Raw genomic sequence first — 14805 nt, 5'->3', positions numbered from 1 at the left:
CGTAGTGACAGGGTTGCTTTCGCTATAATCACCTGATCATCAACCTGGAAAACCGCAATGACCCCAGCCCTGCCCCGCGACCTGTCCTGCCCGCGCATCGCCACCCGCAAGAACGGCGGCCTCGAACTGTCCCGCATCGTCGCCGGCATGTGGCGCATGGCCGATTGGGACATGACGGTGGAGCAGCGCATCGCCTTCATCGAGCAGTGCATCGCGCTGGGCGTCACGTCGTTCGACCATGCGGACATCTACGGCAACTACGGCGTCGAAGGCCTGTTCGGCGAAGCCCTCCGCGCTTCGCCGTCGCTGCGCGACCGCATGCAGCTGATCAGCAAGTGCGGCATCAAGCTGTTGTCCAATAAACGCCCGCAGCACACCATCCAGCACTACGACACGAGCGCCGCGCACATCATTGCGTCCGCCGAGGAATCGCTGCGCCAGCTGCACACGGACCGCCTGGACCTGCTGCTGATCCACCGCCCCGACCCGCTGATGGACTTCGACGAGATCGCGGATGCGTTTTCGCGCCTGAAGCAGGACGGCAAGGTGCTGCACTTCGGCGTCTCCAACTTCAGCCGCCACCAGTTCGAGGCGCTGAACCGCCGCATCGAGCTGTCGACGAACCAGGTGGAATTCTCGCCGCTGCACGTGGCGCCGATGTTCGACGAGACCTTCGACGGCCTGCAGGATAAAGGCGTCGCGCCGATGATCTGGTCGCCGCTGGCCGGTGGCCGCCTGTTCACGTCGAACGACGCGAACGCGGAAAACCTGCGCCTCGTGATCAAGGACATCGCCGACCGCCTGCACCAGCCGTTCGCCAGCGTGGTGTTCGCGTGGATCATGCAGCTGCCGTCGCGCCCCATCCCGCTGACGGGCAGCGGCCGCATCGAGGCGATTTCCGTCGCCGTCGCCGGCACCACGTTCCAGCTGTCGCGTGCCGACTGGTTCACGATCCTGCGCGCCGCGCGCGGCCACGAGGTCGCGTAAGCGTCTCAGCCACCATGGGCGAACCCCTCAAGATCGTCGAAGGCCGCGCGCTGACGGCGCAGCAGAAGAAGGACCTGCTGAACCGTCTCGCGCGCGTGGAAGGCCAGCTGCGCGGCGTGCAGAAGCTGATCGCGCTGGCCGACGCGCCGTCCGACTGCGACGCCGTGGCCCAGCAGATGGCCGCCGCGCGCAAGGCGCTGGACCGGTCGTTCGTGCAGCTCCTTACCGCCAGCATCGTCACCCATACGGGCAATGCGGGCGACGTCGAGGACGCGAAAGCCGCGGCGGCGCGCCTGGCCGCCATGTTCGACAAGTTCGCGTAAATTCAATCCACGGCTTCGTCGTCGTACACCTTCGGCGGCGCGATCTTCGTCCACCCGCCCATCCACGCGATGTTCAGCAGCAGCGTCGCGCTGATATAAAACACGAAGAACAGCGCGAAGAAGCGCGAGCGCAGGAGCGCCAGCAGCACGATGCAGACGACGAGCGCGACGAGGGCCGCCTTCGATTTCGGCTGCTTGGAGCTGGGGAAGCGGATCGTCGATACCATCAGCGTCCCCACCGCGACCATCAGGAGCATGACGAGGAAGGCGCCGGCCATGTCGGCCACCGGGTCCGGCCACGCGACCACCACCGAGGCGACGCAGGCTGCGCCGGCCGTGATCGGCATGCCGACGAAGTAGCGCGGATCCGTCTTCCCGACCATCACGTTGAAGCGCGCCAGGCGCAGCGCACCGCAGGCCACGAACACGAAACACGCCAGGCCGCCCATGCGCACGAGGGTCGGGTGTGCGGCCCCCATCTGGGCGAAGCCGTAGCAGTACAGCAGCAGGCCGGGGGCGCAGCCGAAATTCATCACGTCGGCGATGGAGTCCAGCTGCACACCGAAGGCGGACTGGGTGTTGGTGGCGCGGGCGACGAAGCCGTCGAGGGCGTCGAACACGCCGGCCAGCACCAGCAGGATCGCGGCCAGGCGATAGTCGGACGGATCGCCCACGGGCGCGTTGTCGACCGAGATCACGATGCTGCCGAAACCGCAGGCGATCGACAGCAGGGTCACGAAACTGGGCAGGGCAAACTTGGCGCGCGCGAGGCGCTGCTGGCGGGTCGGAGTCACTGGATTCGTTAAAAGCGAAAGAATGGCTTATTTTACATGGGCTTATGCTGGGGCCGCGATTGTCCTTACGATCGTCACCGGGCACCGATTTCGCCTAGAATGGAGGCTCCTATACCCCATCAGGACGGACGCCGGGAGTTTTATATGATGAACAATATGCTTCGCGTGCGGCAGATCGCCCTCGCCTGCACTGCGGCGTGGGCGCTGGTCGCCTGCGGCGGCGGCGGCGGCGGGAGCAGTGCCGGCGCCCCGAACGTGACTCCCTCGACCGGATTCTCGGGACAGGACGCCTCGGCGCCCACGGCGACGAACAACATCGCCACGGACGGCCTGAACTGGATCAACTACCGCCGCAGCCAGATCGGCATGCCGGCGCTGGCGCGCAACGGCGTCATCGACACCGCGGCCCAGGGCCATTCCGATTACCAGCGCATCAACAATGTCGTGACCCACGACCAGACGGCCGGCAAGACCGGCTACACGGGCGCGCGCCTGCAGGATCGCCTGACGAACGCCGGCTACGTGTTCGGGCAGCCGAATGCGATCGGCGAAGTGATTTCGGCAACGTCGAACGGTTCCGGCTTCTACATGGCCGAAGAACTCATCACGGCGATCTACCACCGCTTCGTGATCTTCGAGCCCGTGTTCAAGGAAATCGGCGCGGGCGCGGCGACGACGTCGGCCAATTACAGTTACTTCACCGCCGACTTCGTCGCCAACAACGGCTACGGCACCGGCATCCCCGTGGGCACGATCGTGACGTGGCCATTCAATGGCCAGACCCAGGTGACGCCCAATTTCAACAGCGACTACGAGGAACCGGATCCGGTGCCCGACCGCGATGTCGTCGGCTACCCGGTCAGCGTGCACACGAACCTCACGCGCAAGCTGACGGTCCAGAGCTTCACCATCCGCGCGCGCGGATCGAACACGGACCTGGCGACGCGTATGCTGGTCCAGGGCCAGGACACGAACACGAGCACGCAGTCGGCGGCCGCCATCGTACCGCTGGCCCAGCTGGCATCCGCGACCACGTATGATGTCAGCTTCTCGGGTGCCGTCGACGGTGTCCCGATCAGCCGCAGCTGGTCATTCACGACGAAATAAAGCATGGACAGTCCCGACCACCGTTTTCCGCCAGACGCACCCGATGCCCCCGCCGTGAACCACGCGGGCGGCGTCGCGCGCCTGATGGGCGACGGGGCCTTGTTCGGACGCGTCCTCGCGCGCTTCCGCAACGAATACCGCCTGGCCGCAGCCGGCATCCGCACCGCGCACGACCAGGGCGACACCGCGCTGGCGCTGCGCCTCGTCCACACGCTGAAAGGGGCTGCCGGCATGATCGAGGCGGTGCCGCTGCGGCGCCAGGCGGACGTCGTGGAACGGCTGCTGCGCACCGGTGCAGGGGACATCCACGGCAGCCTGGCGTGCCTGCAGGATGAGCTGGAACGGGTGTTGCGCGAACTGGACGCACTGGCGCTCACCTTGCCGGAACGCCCCGCGGTGCCGGCACTGCGGCCAGCCGAACTGGATCACGCTATCGTCGACCGCCTGATGACGCTGCTCGACGAAGGCAATGGCGATGCGGTCGACCTCGTGCGCGAAGGTGCCGGCGCGCTGGCCGTACAACTTGGGGAAGAACATTATCGCCAGGTGGCGGAGCTGGTCGAAGGCTTCGACTTCGACGGCGCCCTGGCGCTGCTGCGCGAACGGGCGGGCTGACCGAAACGCAGCTCGCGGTTCAGCGGTTGTATTCCGCTTCTTCGTCGAACGAATCGGCGCAGGATTTGCCGCAGAAACGGCGCACGCTGTCGAGCGGTTTGTCGCAATACCAGCAAGCGCCCTTGGGCGGCAGGCTCAGGCGGGCGGGCACCGGCGGCGCACTCATGGGTGCACTCATTGGCACAACACCCGGCTCGACAGGCACGCTCTTGTCCGGAACACTTTCCTGTATCGTTTCCAAGGTTACCCCCCTTACCGGCAGCACGTCAGTAACGCAGAGATTACTTTAGTGGAACACCGTGTGCATGAGAAAGCGCAAGCGCGCTTGTGCCCGCTTCTGCGGTACGTGGTCTTTCAAACCAGTGTGCGCCGATTGTGCTACCTCTGCAACGCCTGTTGCCCACGAGTTTTCAAGAAACAACAGTCACGGTGCCCCGACGTCATCGTCGCCGATGCCGGACCATCCAACTGCCCGAAATAATAGCAGTATCGGCAATGCGTGCGCCGGGCCGTTCAATCGTGCGAGGCCGTCGTGTCAGATTTACGACGGGGCCGCCGAATGCCGTCAGCGCGCGGGTTCCAGCGTGACGAACAGGGCGCCGGGCGCCGTCTCGAGGCGGGTAGGAATGAATTGCACGCCGGCGTAGCGCAGGTCTTCGGGGCGGAAGGTGTAGACCGGCATGTCGCGCATCAGTTGATTCACGAGCAGGTCGGCGGCGCGGCCCAGGTCGCGCGCGCGGTCGCCCTCCATGCCTTCGACGTCGAAGCTGTCGACGTGCGTGGCGGACAGGACGACGGCATTGCGCACATTGTCCAGCACCAGGTGGCCGGACATGGCCAGCGTGCCGTTCCACGACTGGCGCAGGAACGGCGGCAACACGGACACGTCCAGCGACAGGCCCACGCGGTCGGTCTCCGGCATGATCGCGAGGCGCGGCCGGGTCAATTGCACGTCGAACAGCTCGAGCATGCGATTGCGCAGCGGGAAGCGGCGCTCCAGGCCGGCCTGCAGGCGGGATTGCGACAGTTCGACGCGACGCGGTCCGATCACCGTCGCGCAGGATGCCAGCAGACCGCCGCCCGCCAGCGCCAGCGCCGTCTTGCCGAACTGCCGTCTCGTCATCGCCGTCATCATCTGCCTCGTTCGTCCATGGATGGGGCGAAGCCTAGCACATCAATAGAAGTACGGCGTTGCGCGCGCCCATTCGCTGCGCGGCCAACGCTTGTGCAGCAGCGCGTGCGCCTTGCGCGACAGGGCCGACGCATCCTTGTCGAGGCAGCCGCCGCGCGTCGACATCACGACCACGTGCAGCAGCCAGGGCAGCTCCGGATCGGCCGGATGCGTTTCGGCCCATTGCACCACGTCGTCGCCCAATGTGCCCGTCGCCGTCTTCAACTGTTCCAGCCGGCCCAGTTCCGTGCGCCGCGCCGCCGTGTCGCCCAGTTCCGGCGTCGCGGGCAGGCGCCACACGTAGCTCGTCGGCGCCTCGACGCCGTTCGACTTGAAGCTGCACCAGGCGGACGCTGTCGCATCGCCGGCTTCGGTGCGGGCGACGGGCTGCGCCTGCATGTCGAGGTCCGCCGACAGGCCGAATGCGACCGACGCGACCAGCGCCACGTGACGGCGCTCCGCGGGCGTGGCGGCGCGGGCGTAGCGCGTCGCCGTCTCGGCCACGGCCGGCACCAGTCTGGCCAGCTGCTCCGCGGCGGCGCGGCCGGTCTCCGGCTGGTCGAGCAGCGCGGCACGGATCCAGGCCGCGCCCGCGATGCGCGCACGCAGCGGCTGCGGCAGCGACTCCACGCGCGCCAGCTCGAGCATGTCGGCGGCGGCCAGGCCGCGCTTGAACCATGCGATGGCGTCGTCGTTGAGCATGTCCTCGGCCGGTGCGGCATCCGGACTCGCCATGTCGACGTTCGCGCGCAGCAGGTAGGCGCCGGCATCCCGCACCGACGTCGCGACGGCGAAGCGCTCTTCACGGAACAGGTTGCGCGTGCCCGGCGACAGCTTGCCCTTCAACGCGGCGTCCGCGACGGCGCGCGCGGCATCGCGCTTGCCCGTCAGGCGGTACAGCCTCGCCAGGTGGTAGCGCACGGTGAAATACGCCGGATCGGAAGAGTCGACGGCCAGCGCGGCCTGTTCCAGCGCGGGCGTCAGCGTCTCGGACAGCATCAGCGCAGCGACCAGCCACGGGTCGGTATGCCCGCGCTGCTTCGTCCCTGCTGCCAGCGCTCCAGCGCATGGCGTGCCGGGACGGCGCACGATCCGTCGCGGCTGCCGGCGCAGTCTTGCAGCGTTGCGATCCAGTCGATGAAGGCGTGCTGGCCGCGCAGGGGCTCCGGCTTGGCGTCATCCATCAGGACGGACCAGTCACCGAGGCGGTCGAGCGCGTACGGGTCGTGCGCCGGGTCGTCCAGGTAGCGGTTCAATTCATCGAGCCGGCTTTCCGGCGTCAGCCGCACACGCATGGAACGCAGCAGCGCCCGGGCCGGTTCGTGCATCGTTTGCAGGGACGCGTCGGCCAGGATGGCGGCGCCGCGCTTGTCGAGGACTTGCGCCTGGCGCTCGCGCGCGTCGCGCGGCGTCTGCGGGACGGCGGCGACCGCGCGCCGGACTTCCGAGCGCAATGCGAGATACGCGCCGAGACCCTGCATCGGATGGCCGGCCGTCGCGCCGATCTGGTCGAACAGCGCGGTGCTCTCGGCATAGTGGGCACCGTGGAACTGCCACGCGGCGCGCTGGTAGTCGCGCAACTGGCGCCAGTACGCCGGTTCGGTCGCGGGCAGCGGCTGCGGCGCGACGATCCCGGGCAGTTTCTCGGCGCGATAAGCGTAACGCGCATCCTCCGCGCGCTGGCAGGATTCGCCGACCTGGTATTGCGCGCGCAGCCACGCATCGACGCGCGCGCGGTTCGCATCCGGCCGTGCCTCCAGCTGGCGCAGGGTCGCGGCCGCATGTGCGTTGGCGGCCGCCGGACAGGCCACGATCAGGCGCGCCGCCGGGTCGTCGGCCTTGATGTTCAACACCCTGGCGGCACGTCCGATCAGGTCCGCGGACGTGTCCTCGCCATCGACATGATCCCACCCGTAGCCGAACGCGCTGCCGTCGGCGCGGTCCAGGCCCTTCGCGGTGCCCGGCTTCTGCGCGACCGGCGCGCCGAGCATGATCGCGCGCCACGCCGTGTACAGGTAGACGCGGCGCATGCCCGGCTGCAGCACGCCCAGCTCTCCCGCCTGGAAGCGCATGTTCGGGATGTCCGGCTTCGTGTACGCCTTGAACATCGTGTAGCTGGGACCATAGTCGCCGCTGGCGAACGCGTTCGCCGCAACGGCGGCCAGGGCGGCACAGGCAAGCAGGTATTTCATGGGGAATCTCTCCATCCTTTTTCGTCGAACCAGAACGTGCGCCGGTAGCGCGCCGCCACCGCGGGCGGGAACGCTTCCTGGCGCGAAAAGCCGGCGCTGCCCGTGCGGCACAGCGGGTGCAGCACGTCGGGCCGCGTCGTCACGATGTCGCGCAGCGCCCGGTTGTCGCGTCCCATGCGGAAGAACATCGGCACGACTTCATCCGCCTCCAGCCCGTCCAGCCAGGCCGGCGCGCGGCACCACCAGCCGAGCGCCGTGACGCTCAGCCGCATGTCGCCCGGCAGCGCGGCGCGGATACGGTGCACGAGGTCGCGGTAGTCGGCGCGCTGCGACGGCCGCGCCTCCAGGTCCAGCTGCACCCAGCCCGACGTCGACGCGCGCGCGGCGCTGTGCATGGCGGCCAGCACGGTGCGTTCCGCGGCCTGCAAACCCGCCGGTGGATGCAGCGGGTCGATCTCGACGTGCACGACGGGGATCACGCGTGTCCCGCGCGGCAGCAGGCGCGGACGGGCGCCCGGCCGCACGAGCACCTTGTCGCCGGCGAGCCAGATGTGGCGGTCGACCACGGCGACCGTTTCGCGTGAAAACGCGGGGACGGGCGCATCTCTCCACAGCCAGGCGATGGCGCCGGCGGGCGGTTCGGGCGGCAGGGAAGGAAGGGGCAAGCGGTCCTTTCGGCAGTGCGCAAGCAGGGCGCGGCGGCCGCATGTTAGCAAGTTTTTCCTGCCGAATTTGCGCACACAATCACAGGCGGCGGGTGGCGCCGGGGATGCAGTGCGCCCCCATCGTATCCGCACCGCGCAAGGGATCGGTTATCCCCTCGCTCGCCAGGCTGGCGCGGCATCGTCCACCACGGGCAGGATGAAGCGCAGGCGCGTCCCCTGCCCCGGTCCGGCGCTGTGGGCGGACACCATCCCGCCATGCGCCCGGCACACGCTGCGCGCGATGGCCAGCCCGAGTCCGGCCCCCGACGGCATGCGGGCGGGATGCGCGGCGAACTTGCGGAACGGTTCGAACATGGCGTGCAGCTGGGCCGCCTCGACGCCAATGCCGCGATCCGTCACCTGCACCTCCAGCAGCGCGCCGTCGATCGCGACGGCCAGGGCGATCTCGGCGCCGTCGTCCGAAAATTCGCTTGCGTTGAGCAAGACATTGCCGAGCGCCTGCGCCACGCGCTCGGGATCGCACCACAGGACAGCGTCGGGCACGCCCGCGTCGACGCGCAGCGTCTGGCCGCGCGCATGCAGGATGCCGTCGGCCACGTCGCGTGCCAGTTCGAGCACGTTGCCCACGCTGCTGGCCCGCATCACGACGGCGATGTCGAACGCGTGCTCGATGCGCGCGCCGTCGAGCAGGTCGCCGATGAAGCGCGCAAGCTGGCGCGTCTGGCGCTCGATCATGCGGCCCATCTGGACGGTCTCGCACGTACCCGGGTGACGCAGCAGCGCGGCCGCCATCATGACCGGCGCGAGCGGGTTGCGCAGTTCATGGGCCAGCACACGCAGGAACGCGTTCCGGTTGTCGCGCGCGCACCGGGCTTCCTCGTCGAGCCGGCGACGTTCGCTGATGTCCGTGAGCGAGCACAGCACCCCGGCAGTCGCGCCGTCGCCCTGAAGGACAGGGTACGCATGGATCACGAGACAGCGTCTCTGCCCATCGACCGATTCGGCGACGAACTCGGCCGGCGGCGGCGCGGCGCCGCTGCCGGCGGCGAGCGCGGCGGGCGAGGACGCTTTCTCGACGGGGACGCCATCCAGCCGGTACAGGGCCGCGAAGCCATCCCACTGCCCCGTCTCGTCCGGCGCGCAGGCGCGACCCCACAGGCGCTGCGCAGAGCGGTTGCTATGGACGACCGCGCCCGCGGGCGAGCAACAGTAGGCCGGGCAACCGATCCCGTCGATCACCTGGCCATAGGCCGCCGGCCAGGCGGGGCCGAGCGCGTCCGACTGTGGTCCTGCGGAAATCGACGTCATGGTGACCCTTGGTTGACTGCATGAGCATATTATGGACGCGCCGCCGCCGTCCGGCGTAGGACACGGGCTGGCGCATCTGTCGTCCTGACCGCCTCGGCATCAGGCTGCGATGCCGGTGCCGAACATGGCCTGCATCAGCGCGGCATCGACCGGCCGGCTGAACAGATACCCCTGCGCCTCATTGCACTCGTGTGCCTTGAGAAAGGCGAGCTGTTCCTCGTCCTCGACGCCTTCGGCAATGACGCGCTGGTGCAGGTTCCTGCCCATGTCGATCACCGCGCCGACGATGGCACCGTTCTTTCCCGCTTCGCCGTCGATCGCCCTGACGAACGACTGGTCGATCTTGAGCACGTCGATCGGAAACTGGCTCAGGTAGCTCAGGCTCGAATAGCCGGTACCAAAATCATCCACGGCAATCTTGACGCCGAGCGCCTTGAACCTCGCCAGCAGGTCCGCGCTCGTGGCGACGTCGCGCATCAAGACCGTTTCGGTCAGCTCGAGCTGCAGGCAGGCCGGATCGGCCCCCGTTTCCTCGAGGATGGCCAGTGCGTGGTCGAAAAAATCGCGCTGGCGGAATTCGACGGCGGACACATTGACCGCGATCGACACGCCCGGGATGCTCGCCTCGCGCCAGCGCACGATTTGCAGGCAGGCTTCGCGTAACACCCAGCGCCCGATCGGCACGATCAGGCCGCATTCCTCGGCGATGGCGATGAACCGCTCCGGCTGCACCAGCCCCCATTCCGGATGCATCCAGCGCAGCAATGCCTCGACGCCGGTGATGCGATGGTTCTGCAGGTCGACCTTCGGCTGGTAGTGCAGCGTGAACTCGGACTGCTCCAGCGCACGCCGTAGATTGCTTTCGATCAATTGCCTCTCCACGGCGCGCTGGTTCATGGCCTGGTGGAAGAACTGGTAGTTATTACGCCCACGTTCTTTTGCGTGATACATGGCCGTATCGGCATTCTTGATGAGCGTGACCGCATCGGTACCGTCGAACGGAAAGACGCCGATCCCGATGCTGGTCGAGGTGTGCAATTCCTGTTCGCCGATCAGGAACGGCGTGGCGAGCGCATGCAGGATCTTTTCCGCCGTCAGCGCCGCGTCCTGCGGATGACGCTCGTCGGCGAGCAGGATCACGAACTCGTCGCCGCCGTAGCGGCTGACGGTATCGGACGTGCGCACGCAGGCCAGCAGGCGTTCCGCGACCGCCTGCAGGAGCTGGTCGCCGACGCCGTGCCCGAGCGAATCGTTGATGTGCTTGAATTTGTCGAGATCGAGGAACAGCAGGACCGGATACGCGTTGCTGCGCCTGGCCAGGGCGATCGCCAGCGAGACGCGGTCGTTCAACAGCATGCGGCTGGGCAGGTTGGTCAGGAAGTCGTGTTGCGCCAGATGCCGCATCTTCGCCGTCAACGCCACGTTGTGGGAGATGTCGCGGAACACCATCACCGCACCGACGAGATGTCGGTTCCAGTCATGGATCGGCGCGGCCGAATCCTCGATCGGAAGGCGGCTGCCCTGGCGGTCGATGAGCACGCACTCGTCCGCCAGGTCGGCGGACGGGTCGCCGCGCAGGATGTATTCGAGCGGATTGGGGATCGGCCGCCCGGTGACGTTGTCGACGATCGCCAGGATGTCGTCGACGCGCCGCCCGCGCGCCTCGTCGCGCGACCAGCCGGTCATCCGTTCCGCCGCGACGTTCAGGTAATCGACACAGCCATGCATGTCGACCGAGATGACGGCATCGCCGATCGAGTTGAGCGTGATCTGCGCGCGGGTCTGGGCGATGTACAGGCGCTGCTCCACCTTCATGCGTTCGATGACGTTGCGCAGCGATTGCGGCACCAGGTAATTGTCGAAGTACCCCCGCGACAGCCAGCCCTGGGCACCGCGCTGGACCGCTTCCTTGGCCTGGGCTTCGTCGTCGAGATCGCACAGCGTCAGGATGGGTATGTGGCAGGCTGCCTCGTACAACCGGTCGAAACAGGTCATGCCCTGCGCATCGGGCAGCGTCAGGTTCAAGAGGACCGCATCGATGCCGCCCGCCGCCAGCCGCTGCACGCCGGCAGCGAGGGCGGGAACGTCTTCCACGTCGAACGGGCCGTCGCGCGCATTGCCCAGCGCGTCCCTGAGGGCAAGCACGTCGTCCGTGACGGCGGAAATGATGAGGACTCGATTCGCCATGGCGTCTCCCGCGTACCCGACTTCGACCGTTGGAATGAGGACTGGTTCGCGGCGCGGACGCCCCGGCCAGGTCCGCAGCACCATGGGGCCAGCCTGCGCCCGATCCGGCGATCCGTCCAGTACGTGCCGTGCGGCATGCCCGGAAGGACGGGCGAGCACATGTTCAGGCTGGCGCGGCGCACCAGTTGATCCGGGACGCCGCCAGCACACATCCGGAACGGTCTATTTACCGATGCAGAACCGGCTGAAGATCACACCCAGCAGATCATCCGGCGTGAACTGCCCCGTGATGCTGGACAGCTGGTCCTGCGCGAGCCGCAGCTCCTCGGCAAAGAGATCCAGCGACTGGTCGTCCTGCGCCGCGTGCTCGGCGGCGTACCGCAGGTGCTCGCGCGCCTGGCGCAGCGCGACAAGGTGGCGTTCGCGCGCGAGGTACAGCGATTCGCCCGTCTGCTGCCAGCCGGCGATGCGCAGCAGTTCCGCGCGCAGCAGGTCGATACCGATCTTCTCGTGCGCGGACAAATAGATGTTGACCGCGTCCGCGCCCGGGTCCACGGACGGCTGGTGGCCGGACAGGTCGATCTTGTTCCAGATGCGCACGACGGGCACGCCGGCCGGGAATGCGGCGACGATCTCCTCGTCGGCCTTGGCCGGGCCGAGGCTCGCGTCGAGCAGGTGCAGGATCACGTCCGCCTTGCCGACCTCGCCCCACGTGCGCTCGATGCCGATGCGCTCGACGACGTCGATGCCCTCGTCGATGGCGCGGATGCCGGCCGTGTCGACGATGTTCAGCGGGATGCCCTCGACCTGGATCGTCTCGCTGACTTTATCGCGCGTCGTGCCCGCGATCGGCGTGACGATGGCGACGTCCGATCCGGCCAGTGCGTTCAGCAGCGACGATTTGCCGACGTTCGGCTGGCCGACCAGCACGACATTCAAACCCTCGCGCAGCAACGCGCCCTGGGCCGCCTGGCGGAACACGGCTTCCAGCGCGTCGACGATGCCCTTCAACTGGCCGCGTGCATTGGACTTCTCGAGGAAGTCGATCTCCTCTTCCGGGAAGTCGAGCGTGGCCTCGACGAGCATGCGCAGGTTGATCGTCTTCTCGACCAGTTCATGGACGACCTTCGAAAAGGCGCCGGACAGCGATTGCGACGCCGATTTCGCGGCGGCCTCGGTGGACGCGTCGATCAGGTCGGCCACGGCTTCCGCCTGCGCGAGGTCGAGCTTGTCGTTCAGGAAGGCGCGGCGCGTGAATTCGCCCGGCTCGGCGAGGCGCAGGTCCAGGTCGCGGCCTGCCTCCAGCACGCGCGCGAGCAGCATGCGCAGCACGACGGGGCCGCCGTGGCCCTGCAGTTCCAGCACGTCCTCGCCCGTGTACGAATGCGGCGCCTTGAAGTACAGCGCGAGGCCCTCGTCGATGACGGTGCCCGCGGCGTCCTTGAACGGCACATAGGTGGCGTGGCGGGGCGTGAGCTTCGTGCCGGGGAACAGCGCGGCCGCGAGGGCGGACAAGTCCTTGCCGGAGGCGCGCACCACGCCGATGCCGCCGCGGCCGGGGGCGGTGGCGATGGCGGCGATGGGGGAGGTGTCGAGTTTCATGGGGTGGGATTGTAGATTATTAGTCGGACTGATGCCCATGAACGTCGTCCCCGCGAAGGCGGGGACCCAAGTACTGCCGGCGCCGTGGTAACGCGTGCAAATTGGGTTCCCGCCTGCGCGGGAACGACGGGCTGCTGCCAACAATAAAAAAGCCCGTGCGGACACGGGCTTTTCGCTCACGAGGCCGGAGTTACTTGGCCGGCGCGAACTTCTTGGTGATGACGTACTGCTGCGCCATCGAGATCAGGTTGTTCACGACCCAGTACAGCACGAGGCCGGACGGGAAGAACAGGAAGATGACCGAGAACGCCAGCGGCATGAACATCATCATCTTGGCCTGCACCGGATCGGCCGGCTGCGGGTTCAGCTTCTGCGTGATGAACATCGAGATCGCGTACAGGATCGGCAGGATGAAGTACGGGTCCGGTGCCGTCAGGTCGTGGATCCAGCCCACCCACGGTGCGCCGCGCATCTCGACCGCGGCCTGCAGCACCCAGTACAGGGCCAGGAACACCGGCATCTGCACGAGGATCGGCAGGCAGCCGCCCAGCGGGTTGATTTTCTCGGCCTTGTACAGCTCCATCGTGGCCTGCTGCATCTTGACCGGATCGTTTTTGAAACGCTCGCGGATCGCCTGCATCTTCGGCGTCACCGTCTTCATCTTGGCCATGCTGCGGTAGCCGGCCGCGGACAGCGGGAAGAACAGCAGCTTGATCAGGATCGTGAAGGCGATGATGGTCCAGCCCCAGTTGCCGATCATCGAGTGCAGCCAGTTCATCGTGGCGAAGATCGGCTTGGCGATGATCGCCGCCCACGCGTAGTCGCGCACCAGGTCGAGGCCCGGGGTCACGCCTTCCAGCAGGCTCTGCACCTGCGGGCCCGAGTACAGGCGCGCGGCGTTCGAGACGGTCGCGCCCGGAGCCACGGTGCCCAGCGGCTCGACGGCGCCGATCGCGAACAGGTTGTTACCCAGCGACTTCGTGTAGATGTCGCGCTGCGTGTTCGCCGGCGGGATGAAGGCCGAGACGAAGAAGTGCTGCGAGATCGCGATCCAGCCATCCTTCGCGGTCTTCGCGTGCTCGGCCGAGCCCTTGCCGATCTTTTCGAAGGTCAGCTTCTGGTAGTGCTCTTCCGGCGTCCACAGGGTCGGGCCCGTGTAGCTGCTGTTGAAGTACGTGTCGCCTTCCGGCTTCATGCCGTCATGTTCGAGCTGGAAGTACAGCGACGGGGTCACCGGTGCCTGGGTCAGGTTCGTCACGTCGTGGCGCACGTCGATCACGTAGTCGTTGCGCTTGAACGTGAAGGTCTTGGTCAGGCGCACGCCGCCCTGCTCCGCGTCCAGCACGACCTGCACCTGGTTGTTGCTGTCCAGCGCGCGCGGGCCAGGACGGACCGTGAACGGGGTGTTGTGGTTCGGCAGGACGCCGGCCGCGCTGGCGCCGGTCAGGCCCGTCTGGGCCAGGTAGACGCGCGGACCGTTGGCCTGGAACAGCACCTGGTTCTTGGTCTGGTCGACCTTGTCGCGGTATTTCAGCAGTTCCAGGCGACGGATCACGCCGCCGGCCGTGTCGATGTCGACTTTATAGACGTCGGTGCTGACGGTGATGACCTGGGTCTGCACGGGCGCGGGTGCCGCGGGCGTGCCCGGGACGGTGCCGGCCGGAGTCTGCGTTGCGGCCGTCGGCAGGTCATTCGGCTTGGCCGGGTTTGGGGCCTGCGCGACCTTGGCCGGCGGCTGCGCCGAGAACATCGACTGCTTGCCGTTGGCCACCATCCAGTCGTTCCACAGGACGACCAGCGAGACGGCGAACACGATCCACAGGATGGTACGTTTATTGATTTCCATTGGTCTTA

14 protein-coding genes are annotated in these 14805 nt (G+C 67.5%); 4 read left to right on the top strand and 10 right to left on the bottom strand.

From position 1 onward, the window contains the following. The first annotated feature begins 57 nt into the window (after positions 1-57). Together P0M04_RS10490 and P0M04_RS10485 are read left to right on the top strand one after the other, a co-directional pair. Positions 58-987, top strand: coding sequence for an aldo/keto reductase (locus P0M04_RS10490; RefSeq protein ID WP_259452654.1), 930 nt, complete (start codon positions 58-60; stop codon positions 985-987). A gap of 14 nt (positions 988-1001) precedes the next feature. After that, a complete protein-coding gene (locus tag P0M04_RS10485; protein ID WP_259452653.1) occupies positions 1002-1310 on the top strand; it encodes a metal-sensitive transcriptional regulator in 309 nt (102 codons plus the stop codon). Between the two features lie 2 nt (positions 1311-1312). On the opposite strand, the gene pssA is transcribed toward P0M04_RS10485, so the two are convergent. Further along, a complete protein-coding gene (pssA, locus tag P0M04_RS10480; protein ID WP_259452652.1) occupies positions 1313-2104 on the bottom strand; it encodes a CDP-diacylglycerol--serine O-phosphatidyltransferase in 792 nt (263 codons plus the stop codon). Positions 2105-2248: 144 nt separating this feature from the next. Here pssA and P0M04_RS10475 point away from each other — a divergent pair, with 144 nt between their 5' ends. Further along, on the top strand, positions 2249-3211 hold the full coding sequence (locus P0M04_RS10475; protein ID WP_307727362.1) for a CAP domain-containing protein: 963 nt from the start codon (positions 2249-2251) through the stop codon (positions 3209-3211). 3 nt (positions 3212-3214) lie between these two features. After that, on the top strand, positions 3215-3826 hold the full coding sequence (locus P0M04_RS10470; protein WP_259452651.1) for an Hpt domain-containing protein: 612 nt from the start codon (positions 3215-3217) through the stop codon (positions 3824-3826). A 19-nt stretch (positions 3827-3845) separates the two neighbouring features. On the opposite strand, the gene P0M04_RS10465 is transcribed toward P0M04_RS10470, so the two are convergent. The 9 genes from P0M04_RS10465 to yidC form a co-directional block, all read right to left on the bottom strand. Then, positions 3846-3992 carry a hypothetical protein gene (locus tag P0M04_RS10465; RefSeq protein WP_259452650.1) on the bottom strand — a complete coding sequence of 49 codons (147 nt, stop codon included), beginning with the start codon at positions 3990-3992 and terminating at the stop codon, positions 3846-3848. A gap of 399 nt (positions 3993-4391) precedes the next feature. After that, a complete protein-coding gene (locus tag P0M04_RS10460) occupies positions 4392-4949 on the bottom strand; it encodes a DUF1439 domain-containing protein (protein WP_259452649.1) in 558 nt (185 codons plus the stop codon). A gap of 51 nt (positions 4950-5000) precedes the next feature. After that, positions 5001-5996 carry a hypothetical protein gene (locus P0M04_RS10455; protein ID WP_281042400.1) on the bottom strand — a complete coding sequence of 332 codons (996 nt, stop codon included), beginning with the start codon at positions 5994-5996 and terminating at the stop codon, positions 5001-5003. Beyond that, the gene (locus tag P0M04_RS10450; protein ID WP_281042399.1) at positions 5996-7189 is read right to left on the bottom strand and encodes a hypothetical protein; all 1194 of its coding nucleotides are present in this window, start codon (positions 7187-7189) and stop codon (positions 5996-5998) included. The genes P0M04_RS10455 and P0M04_RS10450 overlap by 1 nt, the downstream gene beginning before the upstream one ends. Further along, positions 7186-7854 carry a hypothetical protein gene (locus tag P0M04_RS10445; RefSeq protein ID WP_259452647.1) on the bottom strand — a complete coding sequence of 223 codons (669 nt, stop codon included), beginning with the start codon at positions 7852-7854 and terminating at the stop codon, positions 7186-7188. Before P0M04_RS10445 ends, P0M04_RS10450 begins: the two co-directional genes overlap by 4 nt. Positions 7855-8001: 147 nt before the next feature. Beyond that, complete coding sequence (locus tag P0M04_RS10440; RefSeq protein ID WP_259452646.1) at positions 8002-9162, bottom strand: PAS domain-containing sensor histidine kinase; 1161 nt, start codon at positions 9160-9162, stop codon at positions 8002-8004. 99 nt (positions 9163-9261) lie between these two features. Next, positions 9262-11349 carry a putative bifunctional diguanylate cyclase/phosphodiesterase gene (locus P0M04_RS10435; protein ID WP_259452645.1) on the bottom strand — a complete coding sequence of 696 codons (2088 nt, stop codon included), beginning with the start codon at positions 11347-11349 and terminating at the stop codon, positions 9262-9264. A 222-nt stretch (positions 11350-11571) separates the two neighbouring features. Beyond that, a complete protein-coding gene (mnmE, locus tag P0M04_RS10430; protein ID WP_259452644.1) occupies positions 11572-12951 on the bottom strand; it encodes a tRNA uridine-5-carboxymethylaminomethyl(34) synthesis GTPase MnmE in 1380 nt (459 codons plus the stop codon). 190 nt (positions 12952-13141) lie between these two features. Beyond that, positions 13142-14797 carry a membrane protein insertase YidC gene (yidC, locus tag P0M04_RS10425; RefSeq protein WP_259452643.1) on the bottom strand — a complete coding sequence of 552 codons (1656 nt, stop codon included), beginning with the start codon at positions 14795-14797 and terminating at the stop codon, positions 13142-13144. Positions 14798-14805: the final 8 nt, after the last annotated feature.

It is taken from the genome of Telluria mixta (genome assembly GCF_029223865.1).
Taxonomy (GTDB): Bacteria; Pseudomonadota; Gammaproteobacteria; order Burkholderiales; family Burkholderiaceae_D; genus Telluria; species Telluria mixta.
Note: the sequence above shows the minus strand (reverse complement) of the source record. Positions and strands in the feature narration are given on the sequence as shown.

What these genes read in the sequence shown, in the direction of transcription:
- P0M04_RS10455 (WP_281042400.1), bottom strand. Translation starts at nt 5,996, where the DNA reads ATGCTGTCCGAGACGCTGACGCCCGCGCTGGAACAGGCCGCGCTGGCC.
- P0M04_RS10450 (WP_281042399.1), bottom strand. Translation starts at nt 7,189, where the DNA reads ATGAAATACCTGCTTGCCTGTGCCGCCCTGGCCGCCGTTGCGGCGAAC.
- P0M04_RS10435 (WP_259452645.1), bottom strand. Translation starts at nt 11,349, where the DNA reads ATGGCGAATCGAGTCCTCATCATTTCCGCCGTCACGGACGACGTGCTT.
- P0M04_RS10465 (WP_259452650.1), bottom strand. Translation starts at nt 3,992, where the DNA reads ATGAGTGCGCCGCCGGTGCCCGCCCGCCTGAGCCTGCCGCCCAAGGGC.
- P0M04_RS10470 (WP_259452651.1), top strand. Translation starts at nt 3,215, where the DNA reads ATGGACAGTCCCGACCACCGTTTTCCGCCAGACGCACCCGATGCCCCC.
- P0M04_RS10460 (WP_259452649.1), bottom strand. Translation starts at nt 4,949, where the DNA reads ATGACGAGACGGCAGTTCGGCAAGACGGCGCTGGCGCTGGCGGGCGGC.
- P0M04_RS10490 (WP_259452654.1), top strand. Translation starts at nt 58, where the DNA reads ATGACCCCAGCCCTGCCCCGCGACCTGTCCTGCCCGCGCATCGCCACC.
- mnmE (WP_259452644.1), bottom strand. Translation starts at nt 12,951, where the DNA reads ATGAAACTCGACACCTCCCCCATCGCCGCCATCGCCACCGCCCCCGGC.
- yidC (WP_259452643.1), bottom strand. Translation starts at nt 14,797, where the DNA reads ATGGAAATCAATAAACGTACCATCCTGTGGATCGTGTTCGCCGTCTCG.
- P0M04_RS10475 (WP_307727362.1), top strand. Translation starts at nt 2,249, where the DNA reads ATGATGAACAATATGCTTCGCGTGCGGCAGATCGCCCTCGCCTGCACT.
- P0M04_RS10485 (WP_259452653.1), top strand. Translation starts at nt 1,002, where the DNA reads ATGGGCGAACCCCTCAAGATCGTCGAAGGCCGCGCGCTGACGGCGCAG.
- P0M04_RS10440 (WP_259452646.1), bottom strand. Translation starts at nt 9,162, where the DNA reads ATGACGTCGATTTCCGCAGGACCACAGTCGGACGCGCTCGGCCCCGCC.